This window comes from Amycolatopsis sp. NBRC 101858 (assembly GCF_030269325.1).
Classification (GTDB): Bacteria; Actinomycetota; Actinomycetes; order Mycobacteriales; family Pseudonocardiaceae; genus Amycolatopsis; species Amycolatopsis ponsaeliensis.
In genome coordinates, this window is record NZ_BSTD01000008.1 from 149,626 (window position 1) to 169,094 (window position 19,469).

The 19,469-nt window shown below is 70.6% G+C and carries 19 protein-coding genes; 11 read left to right on the plus strand and 8 right to left on the minus strand.

Going from position 1 to position 19,469, the window contains the following annotated elements; genetic code table 11:
• Positions 1–42 precede the first annotated feature (42 nt).
• Positions 43–171 carry a hypothetical protein gene (locus QSK39_RS47805; RefSeq protein ID WP_285484496.1) on the plus strand — a complete coding sequence of 43 codons (129 nt, stop codon included), beginning with the start codon at positions 43–45 and terminating at the stop codon, positions 169–171.
• A gap of 120 nt (positions 172–291) precedes the next feature.
• On the opposite strand, the gene QSK39_RS47810 is transcribed toward QSK39_RS47805, so the two are convergent.
• The gene (locus QSK39_RS47810) at positions 292–1,569 is read right to left on the minus strand and encodes a glycosyltransferase family 4 protein (protein ID WP_285484497.1); all 1,278 of its coding nucleotides are present in this window, start codon (positions 1,567–1,569) and stop codon (positions 292–294) included.
• Between the two features lie 125 nt (positions 1,570–1,694).
• Here QSK39_RS47810 and QSK39_RS47815 point away from each other — a divergent pair, with 125 nt between their 5' ends.
• Positions 1,695–3,458, plus strand: a complete 1,764-nt coding sequence (locus tag QSK39_RS47815) for a glycoside hydrolase family 2 protein (RefSeq protein WP_285484498.1) — start codon at positions 1,695–1,697, stop codon at positions 3,456–3,458.
• Between the two features lie 53 nt (positions 3,459–3,511).
• Here QSK39_RS47815 and QSK39_RS47820 read toward each other — a convergent pair whose 3' ends face one another.
• Positions 3,512–4,627 carry an ROK family transcriptional regulator gene (locus QSK39_RS47820; protein ID WP_285484499.1) on the minus strand — a complete coding sequence of 372 codons (1,116 nt, stop codon included), beginning with the start codon at positions 4,625–4,627 and terminating at the stop codon, positions 3,512–3,514.
• An 88-nt stretch (positions 4,628–4,715) separates the two neighbouring features.
• Between QSK39_RS47820 and QSK39_RS47825 the strand changes: the two genes are divergently transcribed.
• Positions 4,716–5,945 (plus strand): YbiU family protein, encoded by a 1,230-nt coding sequence (locus QSK39_RS47825; protein WP_285484500.1) that lies wholly within the window; start codon positions 4,716–4,718, stop codon positions 5,943–5,945.
• Positions 5,946–5,993: 48 nt separating this feature from the next.
• On the opposite strand, the gene QSK39_RS47830 is transcribed toward QSK39_RS47825, so the two are convergent.
• The 4 genes from QSK39_RS47830 to QSK39_RS47845 all read right to left on the minus strand — a co-directional run bounded on the left by QSK39_RS47830 (position 5,994) and on the right by QSK39_RS47845 (position 9,198).
• A complete protein-coding gene (locus tag QSK39_RS47830; protein WP_285484501.1) occupies positions 5,994–6,206 on the minus strand; it encodes a hypothetical protein in 213 nt (70 codons plus the stop codon).
• 217 nt (positions 6,207–6,423) lie between these two features.
• Positions 6,424–6,912, minus strand: coding sequence for a glutathione peroxidase (locus QSK39_RS47835; protein WP_285484502.1), 489 nt, complete (start codon positions 6,910–6,912; stop codon positions 6,424–6,426).
• A gap of 10 nt (positions 6,913–6,922) precedes the next feature.
• Positions 6,923–8,428 (minus strand): 1,4-alpha-glucan branching protein domain-containing protein, encoded by a 1,506-nt coding sequence (locus QSK39_RS47840; protein ID WP_285484503.1) that lies wholly within the window; start codon positions 8,426–8,428, stop codon positions 6,923–6,925.
• Complete coding sequence (locus tag QSK39_RS47845; protein ID WP_285484504.1) at positions 8,425–9,198, minus strand: class I SAM-dependent methyltransferase; 774 nt, start codon at positions 9,196–9,198, stop codon at positions 8,425–8,427. The genes QSK39_RS47840 and QSK39_RS47845 overlap by 4 nt, the downstream gene beginning before the upstream one ends.
• A gap of 53 nt (positions 9,199–9,251) precedes the next feature.
• Between QSK39_RS47845 and QSK39_RS47850 the strand changes: the two genes are divergently transcribed.
• Positions 9,252–9,677 carry a hypothetical protein gene (locus QSK39_RS47850; protein WP_285484505.1) on the plus strand — a complete coding sequence of 142 codons (426 nt, stop codon included), beginning with the start codon at positions 9,252–9,254 and terminating at the stop codon, positions 9,675–9,677.
• Here the strand turns inward: QSK39_RS47850 and QSK39_RS47855 are convergent.
• A complete protein-coding gene (locus QSK39_RS47855) occupies positions 9,655–10,500 on the minus strand; it encodes a DegV family protein (protein WP_285484506.1) in 846 nt (281 codons plus the stop codon). The genes QSK39_RS47850 and QSK39_RS47855 overlap by 23 nt on opposite strands.
• Positions 10,501–10,743: 243 nt before the next feature.
• Between QSK39_RS47855 and QSK39_RS47860 the strand changes: the two genes are divergently transcribed.
• The 4 genes from QSK39_RS47860 to QSK39_RS47875 all read left to right on the plus strand — a co-directional run bounded on the left by QSK39_RS47860 (position 10,744) and on the right by QSK39_RS47875 (position 14,340).
• Positions 10,744–11,529: an electron transfer flavoprotein subunit beta/FixA family protein gene (locus QSK39_RS47860; RefSeq protein ID WP_285484507.1), complete on the plus strand. Its 786-nt coding sequence runs from the start codon at positions 10,744–10,746 to the stop codon at positions 11,527–11,529.
• Between the two features lie 29 nt (positions 11,530–11,558).
• Complete coding sequence (locus tag QSK39_RS47865) at positions 11,559–12,518, plus strand: electron transfer flavoprotein subunit alpha/FixB family protein (protein ID WP_285484508.1); 960 nt, start codon at positions 11,559–11,561, stop codon at positions 12,516–12,518.
• Between the two features lie 158 nt (positions 12,519–12,676).
• Entirely contained in the window at positions 12,677–13,459 is a 783-nt protein-coding gene (locus QSK39_RS47870) for a GNAT family N-acetyltransferase (protein WP_285484509.1), read from the plus strand.
• Entirely contained in the window at positions 13,456–14,340 is an 885-nt protein-coding gene (locus tag QSK39_RS47875) for a lysophospholipid acyltransferase family protein (protein ID WP_285484510.1), read from the plus strand. Before QSK39_RS47870 ends, QSK39_RS47875 begins: the two co-directional genes overlap by 4 nt.
• Before the next feature lie 118 nt (positions 14,341–14,458).
• Here QSK39_RS47875 and QSK39_RS47880 read toward each other — a convergent pair whose 3' ends face one another.
• The gene (locus QSK39_RS47880) at positions 14,459–15,361 is read right to left on the minus strand and encodes an NADP-dependent oxidoreductase (RefSeq protein WP_285484511.1); all 903 of its coding nucleotides are present in this window, start codon (positions 15,359–15,361) and stop codon (positions 14,459–14,461) included.
• A gap of 150 nt (positions 15,362–15,511) precedes the next feature.
• Between QSK39_RS47880 and QSK39_RS47885 the strand changes: the two genes are divergently transcribed.
• The 3 genes from QSK39_RS47885 (at position 15,512) to QSK39_RS47895 (ending at position 19,468) form a co-directional block, all read left to right on the plus strand.
• The gene (locus QSK39_RS47885) at positions 15,512–16,795 is read left to right on the plus strand and encodes a helix-turn-helix transcriptional regulator (RefSeq protein ID WP_285484512.1); all 1,284 of its coding nucleotides are present in this window, start codon (positions 15,512–15,514) and stop codon (positions 16,793–16,795) included.
• 44 nt (positions 16,796–16,839) lie between these two features.
• On the plus strand, positions 16,840–18,207 hold the full coding sequence (locus QSK39_RS47890; RefSeq protein ID WP_285484513.1) for an MFS transporter: 1,368 nt from the start codon (positions 16,840–16,842) through the stop codon (positions 18,205–18,207).
• A 64-nt stretch (positions 18,208–18,271) separates the two neighbouring features.
• A complete protein-coding gene (locus QSK39_RS47895; protein ID WP_285484514.1) occupies positions 18,272–19,468 on the plus strand; it encodes a cysteine desulfurase family protein in 1,197 nt (398 codons plus the stop codon).
• The last annotated feature ends 1 nt before the right edge of the window (position 19,469 follow it).

Sequence of the window (19,469 nt, forward strand, 5' to 3'; positions counted from 1 at the left end):
GCTGCGAGGCGCTACCTTGCGCCGTTGTCCTGAGGAGTCCCCATGACCAGCAGGTTGAGAGCTGCCGTCGCGACCGTCTTCGTCGTGTTTTCGTTCTCGTTCGGCGCGGTGGTGACGGTGACCGCGCCCGCGTCGGCGCACCCCGACTGTCTCCGGTCCTGCCGTTTCTGAGCGGTCCGCTACCTACAGTTCGGCTTTCGCGAGCTTTGAAGCAGACAGCCGGCCCATGCTCGGTCGACCCGGGCGATCGCTTCGCCGAGCACTCGTTGTCACTGAGTCGGCGACTGCTACCTACAGTTCCGGGATCCCGGCCGCGACCGGCTCGAACGCATTGCCGGTGGCGATCTTCGGCCGCGGCAGCTCGACCGGCTCGCCCGGCTTGGTCCGTTTGTAGACCGCGGCGGTCGCCTCGGCGATCCGGCCCCAGTCGAAGTCCGCGGCCAGCCGCGCCTGCGCGGCCTTTGCCCGCTTCGCCGCGGCCGGCGCATCGGCCAGCACGGCCGTCACCGCGTTGGCCAGTTCCGCGACATCGCCGGGGCTGAACGCCAGCCCGGTCTCGCCGTGCACCACGACCTCGCCGAGCCCGCCGGCAGTCGACGCCACCAGCGGCGCCTTCGCGGCCGCGGCCTCCAGTGCGACGATCCCGAACGGCTCGTACCGGCTGGGCAGCACGACGGCGTCGGCCGCGGCCAGCGCCGCCCGCAGGTCGCGGTCCGAAAGGTGCCCGACGAAGTCGACCGCGCGCCGCACCCGCAGCTTCCGCGACTGCTCGACCAGCTCGTCGAAGTGTCGTCCTTTTCCGGCAACGACCACGCGCGTGCCGGGGTGGCGGCGCCGGATGCGAGGGAGCGCGGCCAGCAGGTCCTGCACGCCCTTCTCCCACTCGAGTCGTCCGAAATAGAGCAACAGCGGCGCCCCGGCCGGGCTGTAGACCTCGCGGGCCCGGGCGATCTCCTTCGCCGGCACTTGCCAGCCGCGTTCCTCGATGCCGTTGTGGATCACCGTGACATCGCCGGCCTCGACCTCGAAGAGATGCGCGACCTCGCGGCGCATGGCCTGCGAGCAGGTGATCAGTGCGTCGGCGCGGTTCGCCAGCCACCACTCGACCGAGTGAACTTGCTGGTTCAGCGGATGCGACAGCCAGCCGGAGTGCCGCCCGGCCTCGGTCGCGTGGATCGTGCCGACCAAGGGCACTCGCGCCGCCTCGGCGATCGCGATGGCCGGGTGCGCGACCAGCCAGTCGTGCGCGTGGACGACATCGGGCTGCCAGCCGCGCAGCAGGTCCTGCGCGGCGCGGATCATGGCGTGTCCCATGGCCAGCGTCCAGGCGACGAGGTCGCGTTCGAACGTCACGTGCATCGGGTCCTCGGCGACCCGGATGATCCGCACGCCCTCGACGACACGGTCGGTGCGCGGGTGCGTCCCGGCGTCGGTGCCCGCGGCGTGCCGGCAGAGGACGACGACCTCGTGACCCTGCCGGGCCAGGTGGCAGGCGAGCGCGTGCACGTGCCGGGCCAGGCCACCGATGGCCACTGGCGGGTACTCCCAGGACAGCATCAGCACACGCATGGGCAGAGGTTACTCGCGAGTCGGAACGGCCCGGCGGCGCCCGTGCCACCCGACCGGCTAGATCGGTCGCGGATTGTGGTCCGACTCACTGGCGAGCCCGGCGATCTCTGCCACCATCGGCCGGGATGACTTCACCAGAGGACACCGGCTGGCGCCGGCTCGACCCGCCCTTGTCCACCCCGTGGACCGGCGAGGTCGGCCCGGACAACGCCCTGCCTGAGTACCCACGGCCGCAGCTGACCCGGCCACGCTGGCTGAACCTCAACGGCGTCTGGGAGTACGCCGGCTGGCCGTCGTCGCCGGATGAACCACGGCCGTCCGGCTACGCCGAGCGGATCCTGGTCCCGTTCCCGCCGGAGTCGGCGTTGTCCGGAATCGACCGACGCGACGAGGTCCTCTGGTACCGGCGGCTTGTCGAGATCCCGGCGGACTGGCACGGCTCGCGAGTCCTCCTGCACTTCGGTGCGGTCGACCAGACGGCGAAGGTATGGGTCAACAACCAGCTCGTCGCGACGCACGAAGGCGGCTACACGGCGTTCAGCGCGGACATCACCGACGTCCTGCGGGCGTCCGGGCCGCAGGAGCTGACCGTGCGCGCCGAGGACCGCACCGACATCGAGCCTTTCCCGGTCGGCAAGCAGCGCAACGCGCCCGGCGGGATCTGCTACACGGCGTCGTCCGGAATCTGGCAGACGGTGTGGCTCGAGCCGGTGCCCGAAACGCGCGTCGAACGCCTCGACCTGACCCCGGACCTCACCGGCGTGACAGTGTTCCCGCAGGTCACCGGCGGCGCCGAGGTCGTGGTCGTCATTTCGACCACGGATGGCGAGGTGGCACGCGGTTCGGGCGCGACGGGGACGTCGGTGCGCGTGGACGTTCCCGAACCACGGCTCTGGACGCCCGACGACCCGCACCTCTACACACTGCGCGTTCGCCTGCTCGATCGGCATGGCGCGGTTTTGGACGAAGTCGGTAGCTACGCGGGCCTCCGGACGATCGGCCTGCTCCCGGACGCCGAGGGCCGCCCGCGGATCGCGCTCAACGGCCGGCCCACGTTCCTGCACGGCCCACTCGACCAGGGCTACTGGCCGGACGGCATCTCGACCGCGCCCACCGACGACGCCCTGCGTTTCGACCTCGAGAAGACGAAGGAGCTGGGCTTCAACTTCGTCCGCAAACACGTCAAGGTCGAGCCGGCGCGCTGGTACTTCTGGGCCGACACGCTGGGCTTGGTCGTCTGGCAGGACATGCCGTCGTTGACGGTGTCGTTCGACGGCCCGCCCGGCATCGCGCCGGACCCGGTCCCGCAGGCTCGCGAGCGGTTCGAAGCGGAATTGATCGAAATGATCACTCAACTGCGGGCGGTCCCGTCGATCGTCGGCTGGGTGCCGTTCAACGAGGGCTGGGGCGAGTTCGAAACGGCCCGTGTCGCGGAACTGGTCAAGGCCCTCGACCCGACCCGGCTGGTGATCGCGAACAGCGGGGTCAACTGCTGCTTCTCCCGCCCGGACACGGGCGCGGGTGACGTCTACGACGACCACACGTACGTCGGCCCGGGCGCGCCGGCGGTCACCGACGGCCGGGCGATCGTCGACGGCGAGTACGGCGGCCTCGGCCTGGTCTTGGACGACCACCGCTGGCCGGGCCCGCCGAACGCGTACGAAATGACGCAGACCCGGGAGCGGCTGACCGAGCGCTACGCGGAGGTGAGCGCCGCGCTGGAGCGAGTGGTCGTCGAGCGGGGTTTGTCCGGCGCGATCTACACCCAGACGACCGATGTCGAGAACGAGGTCAACGGCCTGCTGACGTACGACCGCAGAGTGCTCAAGGTCGACCCGTCGGTGGTCGCGAAGTGCGTGCGAGCGGTGATCGAGGCCGGCTCGGCCTGAGCTGCCTCGGTCGATTCCCGGCGACCGTCCGTACCAGCGGGTTCGCGGTCTGGTCAGTTTTCGGCGACGGCCTTGACCAGCCCATCACGCCCGTGGTCGAGCGCCGACAACAACGCGCCGCGCAGGGCCGCCGAGTCCGTCACCGCTCCCGCCTCCACCCGGACCGGCCCCGGCGCCGCGGCGCGGACCGTTTGCCGGATTTCGGCAACGAGGCCCGGCCGGCTCCCTGCCGGGCCGCCCAGCAGCACCAGGTCCGGGTCGACGATCGTGCAGATCGCGGCGACGGCCCGGCCGAGCGTCGCGCCGAGCAGCCGTAGTCGTTCGGCGGCCACGGCGTCGCCGGCGGCCTGGTCGAGCGTGGTCAAGATCGCGTCGACGTCCAGCGAAGGCGCGTCGGACCTGCCGAAGCCTTGGTCGGCGAGAGCCGACGCGAGCGTCGACCCCGAACTGTCGAGGTACCCGATCTCGCCTGCCAGCCCGTGCGCGCCCCGCACGAGCTGATCGCCGACATAGAGACTGACGCCGAGCCCGGCGCCGACGTAGACGTAAGCAAAGCTCTTCGCCTCCTGGGCGGCGCCCTCTCGTCGTTCGGCGAGTGCGGAGAAGTTGACGTCGTTGTCGAGCAGAACGTCATGCCCGATCTCCCCGGCCCGGAGCGTCCCCTCCGGAAAAGGCGACCCGGGCAGCGCGACGACCTCGTGTGTGACCGGGTCGACCGGGTTGGCCACCGAGATCGCGATCGCCCGTATCGGACCCGAGCCGACTCCGCCCGCCGCGGCGACCGCATCCCGGACTGCGGTCGTCACCGGCCGGTCACCGGGCGGGTGCCGCTCGGTGGCCAGGACCGTCCCGGTCAGGTCGGTCGTGATCGTGCGGACGCCCTGCTGGTTGACCTCCGCGGCGACCACGCGACCGGCGTTGGCGGCCAGCTCGTAGAAGGTGGCGATCCGGCCGCGGCGGCCGGTCTGGTCGGTGCCGGTGGCCCGCAGCGCGCCGGCCGTCTCCAGCCGGCGGACCGACTCGGAGATCGTCGGCTTCGAGATCCCGGTGGTCGCGGCGAGCTCGGCGCGCGTGGTCCGTCCGTGGACGAAGACGTGGTCCAGCACCGTGCGGTCGGTCATGGCCCGCAGCATCGCCAGGCGCGGAAGCGGCCGGTCGGGGTCGGACATCGCACCTCTTGTGGCGGGAGACGGACAGGGGTTACCGTAGCCGGGACATTCTAGTAAGGAGTCCTAACCAAAGATCGTGAGGACACCGATGACGACCACAGAGCTGCCCGCGAACATGTCCGAGGCCATCTCGCGGACCAAGCACGAGCTGCGCGCCCGCATCGGCGACGTCGCCGGCGTGTTCGCCGCGGTCCGCGACGAGATGCGGCGGGAGGTCGATGCCGTCGCCGCCGACCCGGACGCCTTCCCTGTCGTCCGTTATCGCGACATCGCCGACGGGACCGTGCCGCAGCGCACGCTCGACGCCGTCCGACGCCGGGGCTGCGCCGTCGTCAAAGGCACCTTCGCCCGCGAAACAGCCGAAGCCTGGGACGCCGAACTGGCCACGTACCTCGACGGCAACGACTTCGCCGCGACGTACCAGGGCCCGGCCGACGACGTCTTCGCCGGCCTCGCGTCGAGCCAGCCGCAGATCTACCCGGTCTACTGGTCGAAGCCGCAGATCCAGGCCCGCCAGCACGAGCACATGGTCGCCGTCCGGCGGTTCCTCAACTCCTTCTGGCGGCACGAGTCCGAGGGCCGCGTCTGGTTCGACCCCGATCGCGACACGGCCTACCCCGACCGGATCCGTCGGCGCCCGCCGGGCTCGGCGTCGCTCGGCCTGTCCGCCCACACCGACTCGGGTTCGGTCGAACGCTGGCTGCTGCCCGCCTACCAGCAGGTGTTCCGCCACGTCTTCGCTGGAAACTGGCAACGGTACGACCCCTGGGACGGCGCCTACCGCACCGAAGTCGACGAATACCCGTCGACGGTCATGTGCTCGGCCTTCCGCACCTTCCAGGGCTGGACGGCGTTGTCGGAAATGAACCAGGGCGACGGCGTCCTGCACGTGGTGCCGATCCCGTCGGCGATCACGTACGTACTGCTCCGCGCACTGCAGGACGACATCCCCGACGATGACCTCTGCGGCGCGGCCAACGGCCAGGCCCTGCCGGTGAGCGACAAGTACCACGACGACCTGCTGCCCGCGCTGACCTCGATCCCCGACGTCGAACCGGGCGATACGGTCTGGTGGCACGGCGACGTCATCCACTCGGTCGCCGACGGCACCAATCCGGATCGCTGGGGAAACGTCATGTACATCCCGGCGAGCCCGCATTGCGCGAAGAATGCCGCCTACGCCGAAAAGTGCGGCCGGGCATTCCTGGCCGGCGCGAGCCCGGGCGATTTCGCTCCCGAAGATTACGAAGTGAACTGGACCGGCCGCGCCACGATCGACGACCTCGACGCGGTCGGGCGCGACCAGCTCGGCCTGTGAACGGCGCCGCGCCGGGGCGGCCGCACTCCGCCCCGGCGCGCCCGGGAACTACAGATGCAGCCAGAGCCCGAGGTGCAGACCCAGGAGGTTGATGTGCCCGTGGTGATGGTGGTGGCCGACGCACAGAACGCAGTGGTGAGCCTGGCTCGCCGCGTCGGACGACGGCGCGGCCGCCGCGGTGCCCACCGCGGGGCCGGCCAGCAACAGCCCGAGTGCCACGGGGAACGCGGCCAGCGCGGCCCGTCGTCTGGAGGTAGTCATCCCATGATCCCTTCTCCGCACATCGGCGCCGGAATGGCGTCGTGAAAAGTATTCGGTGCGCAGTGGGGAAAAGGGCAGGCTGATCACCCGGGAACCGCCCGACCGGATCATGGGAATCATTTTCGGTACCGTTTCCGTGGTACCCGGATGGCCGCAGAAACCCGTCGATCCGGTGAATTCCGGGGAAGGCGGGGGACACGACGTCCCCCGCCCCGTGTCACGCCGGGAGCGCGGCCTCGATGGCCTTGACGACCGCGTCGTCTTCCGGCTCGGTCCGCGGCCGGAACCGCGCCAGGACCTCGCCGTCGGCGCCGACCAGGAACTTCTCGAAGTTCCACTGGACGTCGCCGGAGGCACCGTCGGTGTCGGCCGTCTTGGTCAGCTCGGTGTACAACGGGTGCCGGTCGTCGCCGTTGACGTCGATCTTCTCGAACAGCGGGAAGGTGACGCCGTAGGTCGTCGAGCAGAACGTCTGGATCTCCTCCGCGCTGCCCGGCTCCTGCCCCGCGAACTGGTTGCACGGAAAACCGACAACGGAGAAGCCCTGGCCGCCGAAGCGCTCCTGCAGCCGCTCGAGGCCGGAGTACTGCGGGGTCAGGCCGCACTTCGACGCGACGTTGACCACGAGCAGCGCCTTGCCCGCGAGGGAGGCCAGCGAGCTGTCCTGTCCGTCGAGGGTCTTGACCGGAATTTCGTGGATCCCCATGGAGTCCCTTTCAGTCGTGCTTCAGCGCCCGGGCGTCGAGGTGCCCGAACGGTCCGTCGTCGGCGCGGTAGGTGGCCGCCAGCTCCTCGGCCCGTGCGCGCTCGCCGCGTCGCAGCAATCCGGCCAAGGCGTCGAAGCGCTCGGTGTGGACCGCCGCGCGGCGACGCGCGTAGTCCGCGGCGGAGTCCTTGGTGACCATGAAGGCCCAGTCGCTCTCCAGCGCCAGCATCGCCTCGGCCACGGCCTGGTCGGCAACGGTGTCGCGGGCCGTTGTCGGTAATTCGGCAACGAGTGCGAGGAGACGTTCCTGCAACGCGGTGTTGGCGTCGACCATGTCCTTGACCTGCTCGCCGTCCCAGACGCGCCAGTCCTTGCCCGACCCCCACGACGACGCGGGCAGCGCGATCGGCTCGCCGACGAGCCCTGCGTCGAGTGCGCCCTTCAGCGTCGTCACCCGGACGCCCGCCTCAGGCAGCGCGCGCAGCACGCCCTCCAGCCAGGCCGGCCCCTCGTGCCACCAGTGCCCGAACAGCTCCGTGTCGTACGCGGCGACCACAAGCGCCTCACGACCGTGTTGCTTCTTCAACGACCGAAGCCGCGTCACCACGGTGTCGACGAAGTCCTTGACGTGCAGCCCGAGCACGTCCGCGGCCAGCGACGGGTCGTACGGCGCCTTGTCCGGCGGCTCGACCGTCTTGCCGGTGACGCGCGATGCCTTGAGCCCGACCTCGTGCGCCCAGGTGTGGAAGTCGCGGTAGGCGGCGTGGCCGGGGTAGCCGGCCTTCGGTGACCACACGCGGTAGGTGACTTCTAGGTCTCGTCCGAAAGCGACCACGTCGCTGTCGCCGACCGGCCGCGCGGCCCAGGTGTCGCCGCGCAGCGACGGCCCGTCGACCATGAACCGCCGCACGCCGGCGGCCGCGTAGTCCGTTTCCATACCAGGCGCGTAGCCGCACTCCGGCGCCCAAATCCCTTCGGGCCGCGACCCGATTCGCAGCGCCGTGTCGGCGAGGCCGGCGTTCAGCGCGAACTCGCGCACCCGCGGGTCCAGCAGGGGCTGGAAGGGGTGGGCCAGCGGCCCGCCGAGCAGCTCGATCGTCGAGTTGTCGACCAATGAACGAAGGATGGGGGAGAAGCCGTGGCGCCAGCGGGTGCCCAGCTCCTCCGCCGCGCGGACCGCCGTGCGATGTTCGGCCGCCGCGAGCTCGCGCAGGACCGGGTCGCCGCGCCACAACGTCGACGCGTGCTGGGCGCGCAGCTGCCAGTGGCCGAGCCAGTCGTGGAACGCGCGGATGCTGTACGGGTCGTCGAGCTGCGCGGCGAGCACCGGCGTGACACCCAGCGTCAGCACGTCTCGGCGGCCTTCGGCGGCGAACCGCTCGAGCAGGTCGACCATCGGCAGGTACGAATGCGCCCACGCCTGGTAGAGCCATTCCTCGCCGACCGGCCAGCTCCCGTGGTGCGGCAGCCACGGCAGGTGGCTGTGCACGACGAGGCAAAAGGTGCCTTCGTTCATCGGCGCACCGCCACGGCGATCAAGTCGAGGCTGGCGTCGAGGTCGTCGCCGTGGATGTCAAACCCGGTGGCCTCGATCGCGGCGACGTCGGCCAGCAAGGCGCCGGGCCAGACGGCCTGACCCGGCAGCGAGCCCATGACGACGTCGAGCTGGGCGTCGATGATCGAACCCCCATAGCGCTCGTCGAGCGTGCGGACGGCCTCGCCGTGGTGCAGGCCGTGGAGCGCTTCGATGGTGAATCCGGCGTCGGTGAGCAGCCCGGCCAGTTCGGCCGGCGCCAGCTCTCGGGTGTGGTACGGGTTCAGCGGGGTGTCGCTGTCCGGGGTGAAGGTCAGCCGGTTCGGCGTCGTGACCAGCAGTTTGCCGTTTGGCGACAACACCCGCCGGCACTCGGCGAGGAACCCGGCCTGGTCCCACAGGTGCTCGATGACCTGAAAATTGGCCACGACATCGACAGCGCCGTCACGCACCGGCAGAAACGCGAGGTTCGCCCGGGCGACGGCGACCTCGGGGTAGCGGCGGGCGACGTGCTCGGTGGTCGGCACGTCGTAGTCCAGCGCGAGCACCCGGCGGGCCGTGGTCGCGAGGAGGCTCGCGCCGTAGCCCTCGCCGCAGCCGGCTTCGAGCACTGTCGCGTCCGCGCAGTGGGGGAGCAGGGCGAGGTAGGCGGCCTCGTGGCGGCGGAACCAGTAGTTCTCCTCGGCGATGCCGGGGACGGTCCGTTCGCCGGTCAGGTGCAGCGCCTCGGCCCGGGTGGCTGGGGTGGTCACCTCGGCGACCCTAGCGGGTGTCACGTCCGGCCCGGCCGTCTCGTTCCGTGGTCATGCAACGGACAATCACCCGCGTTCTGCTCGTTCTCTTCGGCCTGATCGAGGTCCCGATCGGACTGTGGCCGCTGATCACACCAACCGGCTTCTACCAGGACTTTCCCGGCGTCCGCACGGGCTGGGTTTCGATGGACGGCCCCTTCAACGAGCACCTGCTGCGCGACTTCGGCGGCCTCAACCTGGCGCTCGCGGCGACGCTGATCGGCGCCGCCGTGATCGGCACCACAGCCGCGGCCCGGCTGGCTTCGGCGGCGGCCCTGCTCTACAGCGCTCCGCACTTCGCCTACCACCTCGGGCACGTGTCGCATTTCGCGACAATCGACCAGGTGCTCATCATCGGGCTGACGGGGCTCACCGTGCTGGTGCCGCTGGTGCTGCTGGCGATTCCGGGGCGCCGGGTCAGTACACCGGTGACACCGTGATGCCGAGCGCGCCCGGGCCGAGGTGCGCGCCGATGACCGTGCTCGCTTCGACGACCATGCTCTCGGCCATCGCCGGCACGCGGCGTTCGATCTGCCGGCCGATCTCGAGCTCGTGGTCGCTCGCGCCGAACCGGGTCACGGCGATGTCGGCGCGGAAGCCGCCGGACTTCTTGACCGCGAGATCGACCATCTTGGCCAGCGCGCGCCGCGTGCCGGGGACGCGGGCCAGCGGCGCGACCTCGCCGTCCTTGACCGTGAGCAGCGGCTTGATGGAGAAAGCCGTGCCGACCATCGCCTGCGCGGCGCCGATCCGTCCACCGCGGCGCAGGTACTCCAGCGTGTCGACGTAGATGAACTCGGTGCTGGTGAAGCACCGGCGTTCGGCGGCTTCGATGACCCGGCTGGCGTCCCCGCCAGCCGCGGCCGCGCGGGCCGCCGACACCGCGGCGAAGCCGAGGCTCATCCCGGTGGTGCGGCTGTCCAGGACGTGCACCGGGATGCGGACCTGCTGGGCGGCCTCCCGGGCCGCGCGAACGGTGTCGGACATGCGGCCGGAGATGTGGATGCTGACGATGGCGGTCGCGCCGGAGGCGGCCGCTTCCTGGTAGGTCCAGAAGAACGCCCCCGGATCCGGGGGCGAAGTGGTGATCACGTGCCCCCCTCTCATGGCGTCGATCACCTCGCCGCGGTCGAACCGGTTTTCGTCGTCGAAGTGACCACCCAGGTTCAGCTGGATCTGGACGACTCCGATGGCCCAGCGGGACGCGACGAGGTCGGGCAGGCAGGAGCTCGAGTCGGTGATGACGGCGATGCGCGCGGGCATGGTGGGGGAGGTTAATGCCTTACACCCACTGCGAGTAGGCCGTGGTTGGTCCGATCGGACGAACGGCAGTTCGGGTGGGGTAACCGGTCGACTACCGGGACGATGGTCCCATTAAGTTGCGCATCCAGGTGAATGGCGTCACCTCGGCGGGTCCTGCGCGCCGATTGGGCCTAATCTACCGGCCAGTAGAGCACTGACCCGTGGTGCGTCCGCGGGCCACAACCGGGAGGTCGAAGAAGACCCATGACCAATATCGTCGTCCTGGTCAAGCAGGTACCGGACACCTACTCGGAGCGAAAGCTCAACGGGTCCGACCACACCCTTGACCGCGAATCCGCCGACGCCGTGCTCGACGAGATCAACGAGAAGGCTGTCGAAGAAGCGCTGAAGATCAAGGAAGCCGGCGAGGGCGAGGTCACCGTGATCTCGGTGGGCCCGGACCGGGCGACCGACGCCATCCGCAAGGCGCTGTCCATGGGTGCCGACAAGGCCATCCACGTCTCCGACGAGGCGCTGCACGGCTCCGACGCGATCGCCACCGCCAAGGTGCTCGCCGCCGCGATCGCCAAGGTCGAAGGCTACGACCTGATCATCGCCGGCAACGAGTCCTCCGACGGCCGCGGCGGCGCCATCCCGGCGATCCTCGCCGAGCTGCTCGGCCTGCCGCAGGTCACCTACGCGCGTGAGGTCACCGTCGACGGCACGACCATCAAGGCCGTCCGCGAGACCGAGGACGGCCTCACCCGCCTCGAGGCGACCCTGCCCGCGGTGGTCAGCGTCGGCGAGAAGATCAACGAGCCGCGCTACCCGTCCTTCAAGGGCATCATGGCCGCGAAGAAGAAGCCGGTCGAGACGTTCACCATCGCCGACCTGGGTGTCGACGCGGGCGAGGTCGGCCTCGGCAACGCGTGGTCCACCGTGACCGAATCCTCGCCGAAGCCGCCGCGCACCGCCGGCGAGAAGGTCGAGGACGAGGGCGACGGCGGCACCAAGGTCGCCGAGTACCTGGTCGGCCAGAAGCTCATCTGACAACGGCTCTTCGAGGAGGATTCAAGAACATGGCTGAAGTACTCGTCCTCGTCGACCACGTCGACGGTGAGGTCAAGAAGGTCACGCTCGAGCTGCTGACCGCGGCCCGCGCGCTCGGTGAGCCGTCGGCCGTCGTCGTCGGCCCGACCGGGACCGCCGCCAAGGCGAAGCAGGCTCTGGCGTCCCACGGCGCCGCCAAGGTGTATGTCGCCGAAGGCGACGACGCCGCGAACTACCTGGTCACGCCGAAGGTGGACGTGCTCGCCGCGCTGGCGCAGCAGGCGTCCCCGGCCGCCGTGCTCGTCACCGCCAGCGGTGAGGGCAAGGAGGTCGCCGCCCGGCTGGCCGTGCGCCTGGGCTCCGGCCTGATCTACGACGCCGTGGGCGTCAACGCCGACGGCGTCATCGACCAGTCGATCTTCGGTGGCGCGTTCTCGGTGAAGTCGAAGTCCGCGAAGGGCGCGCCGGTGGTCTCCATCCGCCCGGGTGCGGTCGAGGCCGAGCCGGCCGAGGGCGCGGCGGCCGAAGAGGCCGTCGAGCTTCCCGCCACCGACGCGGCGAAGTCGACCAAGATCACCGGCGTCGAGCCGGTGACCGGCGGTGACCGTCCCGAGCTGACCGAGGCCTCGATCGTGGTCTCCGGTGGCCGCGGTGTCGGCTCGGCGGAGAAGTTCGACGTCGTCGAGAAGCTGGCCGACTCGCTCGGTGCGGCCGTCGGTGCGTCGCGTGCCGCGGTCGACTCCGGCTACTACCCGGCGCAGTTCCAGGTGGGCCAGACCGGCAAGACCGTGTCGCCGCAGCTGTACATCGCGCTCGGCATCTCCGGCGCGATCCAGCACCGCGCCGGCATGCAGACGTCGAAGACGATCATCGCCGTCAACAAGGACGCCGAGGCGCCGATCTTCGAGATCGCCGACTTCGGCATCGTCGGCGACCTGTTCAACGTCGCGCCGCAGCTGACCGAAGCGGTCGAGAAGCGCAAGGGCTGAGCAGTTTGCTCCGAAGGGCCTTCCGGGATCACCCGGAAGGCCCTTCGCGCGTTCCGGGACCTGAGAGAAGCCTGAGAACCCGCAATTAACTGAACGTGCACTAATCGGTCATCGGATGGCACTCTCCGCGGTTTCCTCCGCGCGGGTAAACCTTGACCATGACGACGTCACAGCTCCTCGTCAGCACTGATCAGGCGGGTGCCGACCTCCCCGCGGACGCTCCCCGGTACTCCCTTCTCGTCGCCCACGCGAACGACGAAGTGATCGCCGCGCAGCAACTCCGTCACCGGGTTTTCGCCGAGGAGATGGGCGCGCGGCTGCACTCGCCGATCGCCGGTCTCGACGTCGACGAGTTCGACGAGTTCTGCGACCACCTCGTGGTCCGCGACGACAACACGGGCGAAATCGTCGGCACCTACCGGATGCTGCCGCCGAACCGCGCCGCGCAGGCCGGGAAGCTCTACGCCGACAGCGAGTTCGACCTGAGCGCGCTCGACGCGCTGCGGCCGTCCCTGGTCGAAACCGGGCGGTCGTGCGTGCACCCGGACCACCGCAGCGGCGCCGTTGTCAGCCTGGTCTGGGCGGGGATCGCCCGCTACATGCTGCTGTCCGGCCACCGCTACCTCGCCGGCTGCGCGTCGGTCCCGCTGGTGGACGGCGGTTCGTTCGCCGCCGGCGTCTGGGACGTCCTGCGCGCCAAGCACTACTCGGACGAGGCCACGCGCGTCTCGCCGCTGATCCCGTGGGACGCGTCGGGGATCGAACGTCCCGCCCGCTCGATCCTGCCGCCGCTGATCAAGGGCTACGTCCGGCTCGGCGCCAAGGCTTACGGGCCTCCCGCGCTCGACGCCGACTTCGGCGTCGCGGACTTCTTCGTCGTGCTGGACCTGCACAACGTCGACGAGCGCTACCTGAAGTTCTTCCTCGGGGTCCAGGTATGAGGCACGCCTGGATGCCGTCCTCGCCCTGTGGCGACGGCTGCCTGACCGACGGCGACCCGGTGGTCGGATTTCCGCGACGCGTGCTGCGCGTCACCGCGGCGATCTTCGTCGTTTTTTCGGCAATGCTGACGGCACCCTTGCTGCTGGTCTCATGGGGCCGCGAATTTCGGATCCGACTGATCTTCCGCGGTGTGCTGCGGGCGTTCGGCGTCCGGCTGGACGTCCGGGGCGGCGAGGACTTCCGGACCGCGCCCGCCGGCCGCGGTGCGCTGGTGGTCAACAACCACATCTCGTGGCTGGACATCGTCGCGATCAACGCGCTGCGGCCGATGCGCGCGCTGGCGAAAAAGGAGATCGCGGGCTGGCCGGTGCTGGGCGGCCTGGTCCGCCGCGGCGGCAGCATCTTCCTCGACCGCGAGCGGCTGACGACGCTGCCGGCCACGATGGCATCGCTGGCCGACGCGCTGCGGACGGGGTCGCTGGTGAGCGTGACCCCGGAGGGCACGACGTGGTGCGGACTGGCGTCTGGTCGTTTTACGACCGCGACGTTCCAGGCGGCCATCGACGGCGGCGTCCCGGTCCGCCCGATCGCGCTGAGGTACCGCCTCGCGGACGGCCGCGAGACGAGCCGCCCGGCGTTCATCGGCCCGGAGTCGCTGATCGCGTCCCTGCGCCGGGTCGCGGCACTGCGCGGGCTGGTGCTCGAGATCCACATCTGCCCGGAGATCGCCCCGGGCCGCGCGGAGAACCGTCGTGAGCTGGCGGCGCTCGCCGAGGCCGCGGTGCATTCGGCGCTGGGGACGGTGCAGATCCCGGCCCAGCAGCGGCGGCGGACCCCACGTCCGCAGCCGGTCCCCCTGGCTTCGCCTCCCGCGAAGTGATCCGGGCCCTGTCGCCGCGATCCGGCGACAGGCCCGGGTTGGGAGGCTTTCGCCGTTCGGCGGACTCGGCCGCCGAGTCCGTCGCTCGGTCCCAGCACTGCGTGGTGATCTCCAGCGTTCAGCTGACAGCGAGCGTGAGCTTCCCGCCGGGGTGCCCGTCCTCGCTCTCGACCTGTGCGGCGGCCGCTTCGGCGAGCGGATAGCTCTTGCCCTGGGCGATGCGGACCCCGTGGTCGGTCACCCAGCCGGCGATCCCGGTCAGGACCTCACGCGACTGCTCGCCCCCGCTCGAGAACGGGATGCCGAGTTCGAAAGCGGCACCGTCGGCAATCGTGACGATCCGGTCCTTCGTGCCCCGCAGCTCGACCGACCCGGGCAACACCCCGTGCCCGGTGGTGTCGAACACGGCGTCCACCGGCCCGGACGCGGCCTCGCGGACCCGGTCCAGCCAGCCGTCGCCGTAGAGCACCGGCACGACGCCCAGTGACTTCAGGTCGTCGAGGTTCCGGCTGCCGGCGGTGCCGATGACGGTCAGTCCCTTGGCGACGGCCACCTGCGCGGCGAACCGGCCGACCGTGCCGCTGGCGCCGTGGACCAGCAGCGTCTCGCCTTCGCGGACGTCGAGCAGCCCGAGGACACGAAGCGCCGTTTCGCCGGCGACCGGCAATGCCGCAGCGTCCGCCCACGGAATGCCGGCGGGCTTCGGCGCGAGCGTCTTCGCCAGTGCGTACTCGGCGTACGCACCGGTCTCGGACCAGCCGAACACCTCGTCACCGACGGCGAACTCCGCGCCCTCACCGACGGCGTCGACGACGCCGGCCACCTCGAGGCCGGGGGTGTGCGGGAAGGAGACCTGGAAGTTCTGCTGCATGAAGCCGTTGCGGATCTTCCAGTCGATCGGGTTGATCCCGGCGCTCCGGATGGCCAGCCGCACCTGTCCCGGGCCGGGCTCCGGTACCGGAACCTCGGACAGCTGCAGGACGTCCGGCCCGCCGTAGGCGGAGAAAGTGATCGCTCGCATGGTGTTCGCTGCGCTCCTCGGGTCTGTGACTTCGAATGTCCTCTCCAAGGAGTCAACTCGCCCGGCTATTCCGCCGAACCACCCGGACGAGCAGTGTTCACTAGCCGGACGAGCAGGTGCCCGCAGCCCGGGCGCGCCTACCTTGGACGCATGGACGCTTCCTGGTCGGATCCGCGACAAGCGCTCGACGTCGTCGAGCGGCTCCTGTCGGCACCGCGGCCCCACCTGCTGCACCAGTTTTCCGTCGAGCTGGGGAAGCTGATCCCGCACCGCGCGGCTGCCATGCAGACGGGGGATTGTCCGCGCAGCCCGCTCAAGGTCGTCGGTGACCAGTCGATCGCCGACGCCGTGACGAGCGTCGAGCTGCAACGGCTGGTCGACCGCAGCGAGCCAGGCCAGGCCTTGGTGATCGACGGCGTGCTCGGCGGCGTCGAGCGCCGTCTCGTCCTTCTTTCGTCGATGCCGGCGGTCGGTCGGGGCGCGGTACTCGCTGTCGTGCCGGAGGACACGGAGCTGCCGACGACCGAGCTGGAGCTGGCCGCGCAGCTGTGGCACATCCTCAGCACGGACGCGGGCCAGCGCGCGACCGACCCGGGCCCGGACGTCTTGGCCAGCAACCTCGCGGCGGCCACCGCGCGAGCCCAGGCGATCACGGACCTCGGCCAGACCCGTGCGGCGACGTTGACGACGCTCCTGGCGGTGCTGCGCTCGGGACGCCTCTCCGACGCGGTCGCCCGCCGCACGGCGGCCGACCTGGCCACCGACGCGCTGCTGGAACTGAAGGGTGTCGTCGATCGCGACCAAGCCTTGTCCGAGGAACGCGCAGGCGCGGCCTTTGCTGTGCTCAGGACCCAGCTGGCCGACCTCGTCCGGCACACCGACGTCGACGTCGACCTGGTCGACCCGACCGGCGACGCATCGCTCCCGCAGGACATCGCCCACACCGCCCGGACGATGACCCGCGGGCTGGTGCTCGCCGCTTTGGACCGGCCGGCGACCACGCGCTTGCGGGCATCGTGGCGGCTCGACAGCCCGGTGCTGCGGATCACGGTCCGCGACGACAGTCCCGAAGTCGCCGACGCCGTCCCGGCCCGCGGCCTGACCGAGCGGCTCACCGCCCTCGGCGGCCACTGGGAGGTCGACGCGGTGCCCGGCTGGGGCACGACGGTCACCGCGGTCCTCCCGCTCGGCGTCGCCGAACCGCCGGAACTGCGTCCGCTCGACCGGCTCAACCCGCGCGAGGTCGAGGTCCTGACGGGGATCTCCCAAGGCCTGCGCAACCGGCAGATCGCCGGACAGCTGCAGCTCAGCGAGCACACGGTGAAGTTCCACGTCCGCAACATCCTCGACAAGCTGGACGTGAGCTCCCGCGGCGAGGCCGCCGCACTGGCCCGCGACCTGCGTCTGGAGCCGGTGGCCCGCCGCACGGCCTGAACCGGCTTGACCTCCAGCGGGCTGGAGGTTGCACGCTGCTGATCATGGCCTCGACGCTCGACTCCACTCCCCGTCGCCGCAGCGTGCTGTGGACCGCGGAACACCGGCTGACCACGATCGCGCTGCTGCTCGTGGTCACGTTGGTCGCGTTCGAGAACATGGGCGTCGCGACGGCGATGCCGACCCTGGTCGCGGACCTCCACGGGTTGTCGCTGTACTCGTGGCCGTTCACGATCTTCCTCGTCTCGAGCGTGGTCGCCACGGTGCTGTCAGGCCGGATCGGCGACCGCCGCGGCCCGGCTCCGGCGCTGCTGGCGGGGCCGGTGCTGTTCGCGGCGGGCCTGGTCGTCGCGGGGACGGCGAGTGGCATGCCGATGTTCCTCCTCGGTCGCGCCCTGCAGGGCTTCGGTTCGGGACTGCTGCTGGTTTCGGTCTCCCTCCTGATCGCGTTGACGTTCACCGACCAGGAACGCCCGGTGATCTACGCGGCGAACGCGGCCGCCTGGGTCCTGCCGGCGGTGATCGGGCCGTCCTTGGCCGGCGTGGTGACGGTCAGCATCGGCTGGCGCTGGGTCTTCCTGGGCCTGGTCCCGCTGGTGGTCATCGGCGTGGCGATGCTGGTGGTGGTCATCCGCCGTCTACCTGCGCACATGCCGTCCGCCGAGGGGCGCCGCGCCGGCGTGGCTCAGGCGATCGTCGCGGCCCTCGGCATCGCGGCGTTGACATGGGCGGCCCAACACCAGTCGCTCCTGGCTCTCGCTTACGGCACGGCTGGGCTCGTCGCCCTGGGTTACGCCCTTCGGACGCTGCTCCCGACCGGGACGCTGACATCCCGCCCCGGCCTTCCGACGGTCGTCGCGTCCCGCGCTCTGATCGCCGGCGCGTACGCCGGGATGGAGGCGTATCTGCCCCTGACGATGAGCGCGGTCCACGGCTACAGCCCGGCCCTTGCCGGCCTGCCGCTGACCATCACGGCGTTGGGCTGGTCAGCGGCCTCAGCGGCGCAAGGCCGCTTCCTCAACTGGTCCAGGGAGGCGTCGCTGCGCACCGGGTTCTGGCTGGTCGCGGCCGGTTTGGTCTGCTTCGGCCTGGTCTCCCAGCCCTGGTTCCCCGCCTGGACGGCGTTCGTAGCCTGCGCGGTCGGCGGCGCCGGCATGGGTATCGCGATGCCGGCGATCTCCGTCCTCCTGCTCCGCCATTCACCAGAGGGTGAGCGCGGCTTCAACACCTCGGCGATGCAGCTGGCCGACTGGGTGGGCTCCGCACTGCTCATCGGCCTGGGCGGCGTCCTGCTCGGCGCAGTGGGCTCGGTTTTCGATCCGTCGTCGGCGATGGCCCTGCTCACGGTGGCCTTGGTGGCCCTCGCACTGCTGGGGGTCCGGCTGACCGGACGCTGGCCGTCGAAGGTGTGACAGGCCACTTCGAGGGCCAGGGTGGGCTTCGTCACGCGGTGGAGCGGACTACCCTGATGGAGCGATGACCTATCTCGACCACGCGGCGACCACTCCGATGTTGCCCGAAGCCGTAGCGGCGATGACCGAGGCGCTGTCCAACGTGGGCAACGCCTCCGCGCTGCATTCTTCGGGCCGCCGCGCCCGGCGGATGGTCGAAGAGGCCCGCGAAACCATCGCCGACGCCTTGGGCGCCCGCCCGTCCGAGGTGATCTTCACCGGCGGCGGCACCGAGAGCGACAACCTAGCGCTCAAGGGCATCTTCTGGGCCCGCCGCGACGAGCAGGAGCAGCGTCGCCGCATCCTGGTCGGCGCCGCGGAGCACCACGCTGTCCTCGACACCGTCGAATGGCTCGAATCCCACTGCGGCGCCGAGATCGCGCTGCTGGAAGTCGACAGCCAGGGTCGCATCTCGCCCGACGCCCTCCGCGCCGCCATTGCCGCTGATCCCGAAGCCGTGGCGCTGGCGACGGTGATGTGGGCCAACAACGAGGTCGGGACGATCAATCCGATCGCCGAGCTGGCCGCGGTCTGCGCCGAGTTCGACATCCCGCTCCACACCGACGCGGTACAGGCTGTCGGCGCCGTCTCGGTCGACTTCGCGGCCAGCGGCGCTGCCGCACTCACCCTGACCGGACACAAGCTCGGCGGTCCCTTCGGCGTGGGCGCCCTTCTGCTGGGCCGCGACGTGACGTGCGTACCCCTTCTGCACGGCGGAGGCCAGGAACGCAGCGTTCGCTCCGGCACCCTCGACGTCCCCGCGATCGTCGGTTTTGCGGCTGCGGTCCGAGCCAGCATTGCGACCCGAGCCGATTACGCCAAGCGCGTCGAGGAGCTCCGCGACGGACTCATCGAAGTCATCCAGCGCGAAGTGCCCGACGCCATCCTCAACGGCGAAGGCGGCGAGCGCCTGCCCAGCCACGCTCACTTCACGTTCCCCGGATGTGCCGGCGACAGCTTGCTGATGCTGCTCGACGCCAAGGGCATCGAATGCTCGACGGGATCCGCGTGCACGGCCGGCGTGGCCCAGCCAAGCCATGTGCTGCTCGCCATGGGCGCCGACCCGGCGGCGGCGCGGGGATCCCTCCGTTTCTCCCTCGGTCACACATCCACTGCCGCGGACGTCGAGGCGGTCGCCGCCGAGATCGGCGGAGTCGTCACGCGCGCCCGGCAGGCAGGCCTGGCCGGAATGCGCAAGCAGAACCAGAAGCAAGAGGTGTAAG